The sequence below is a fragment of the Serratia sp. BIGb0163 genome (genome assembly GCF_024809935.1).
In the GTDB taxonomy this organism is placed as follows: Bacteria; Pseudomonadota; Gammaproteobacteria; order Enterobacterales; family Enterobacteriaceae; genus Serratia; species Serratia quinivorans.
The window spans coordinates 1-1,423 of sequence record NZ_JANUDZ010000023.1 but is presented as its reverse complement, the minus strand read 5'-3'; the positions used below and the strand labels follow the sequence as shown (position 1 = coordinate 1,423).

General features: G+C 68.4%; 1 protein-coding gene and 1 pseudogene. Both read right to left on the bottom strand.

All coding sequences use genetic code 11. The features are described from left to right. Nucleotides 1-384 (bottom strand): annotated as a pseudogene (locus tag M2406_RS26400) (hypothetical protein); the annotation flags it as partial. A 316-nt stretch (nucleotides 385-700) separates the two neighbouring features. Next, nucleotides 701-1,423 (bottom strand): phosphatase PAP2 family protein (locus tag M2406_RS26395; RefSeq protein WP_259191944.1); only part of this gene is annotated, 723 nt, incomplete at its 5' end.

The following is a 1,423-nucleotide window of genomic DNA, read 5'->3' as shown; positions in this document are numbered from 1 at the left end:
GGTGCGCGTCCCTAAATCGACTTTCCCGCGCACCCCGGCGAGGGCGTCCACCCAGGTCGCCCGGTCAGAGCCTGACACGCCGTCGGCATCACCGTCGTGCAGACTCAGGTGGGTGCTGCTGTACCAGAGTCGGGCTCCGCCGACCGCGTCCACGCGGGACGACGCCGTGGACCACAGGCTGTACCCGCCCCCCACAAAACCGGAGACCGTTCGGTCGTCCAGCGTCAGTTGTCCGGCGGGGGCGCCGTCGGGCAGACGGGAATGCGTCGTGGTGTCGATGAACATCACATCAACCAGGACGCTCCAGGGCCCCCGACGAAACTCCCCCATCGCCATCATCGCCACATCCAGGTCGTGCGCGATGTCGCTGAAGTTCGATTTCACAAACGCCGTCCCCGTACTGCGGTGTCCCACATCCCCCCGCAACCCGGCCGCCCACAGGTAGGGGCCCCCGGTAAAGTGCCACTCATCCGCCGCCGACAGCGCGAGGGGCGGCGACACCGGCAATGGCGCATCCGGCCAGGCGGTCACCGGCAGAACCCGGTCCGCAGGCGCAGGGGGCGGCGAGATGTCAGCCGTGCCCGGTGCGGCCAGGGCGTACAGCGGGGCACAGGTCAGCGCCAGGGCAGCCAGGACACTCGCCCTGTGGCAGGAAGGCGGTGCGCGCAACGCGTTACATTGAGGCATAACGTTCCCTCTCTCAGTGCTGTGACAGAGACAGCGCGGCCTGTTCGGCCGGGCAGTCCTGCGTCGGTGCCTGCCCGGCGGAGAGGGCCGCAGCCACTTCCACCTTCGCCGCAGCCAGGTCCGCCACGAAGGCCGGGTTATCGTGCAGGGCGGCGACCGTGGCCGCCCCCATGATGCGGCCCGCATCCACGTCGCTCTGCCAATGGGCGTCACAGATAACCCGGCTCTGCCCAAAGGCCAGCCCACGCGCCAGGACTTCGGTCGCCCGCGCCGGGAGCACCTCGGCCAGGGTCAGTCCCCAGGCCCAGCCCGCAGCCGAATGGCCGGAGGGCCAGGAGCCGTCCGTGCGCAGCACCGGCTCCATGTCTTTACGGCAGGTTCCTTCGTCATGCACCACAAACGGTCGGGTACGGTTATAGGCATTCTTGCCGACATAGGTTGAACCGCCCGCATCCGTCAACACGCGCTGCATCAGGGTGTACAGGTGCGGCGTGGTTTTTACGCTGATGTCCGTGCCCAGCGCGCAGGAGAACGCACTGGCCGGGGCCGGGAAGGTCAACTCCGCGTCCGTGGCCGCCAGTTTTTCACGGGCGGTCCCGCGTAACGCCAGTGCCGCCCGCCGGGCTTCTTCATCACGGGCGAATGCCGCAGAATCCGGTTTTGGTGGGCCACCCAGCAGGGCCAGCCGCAGTGGCAGGCTCTCCGGGGTCAGATACCCCTTCGCCAGCTGGAAATG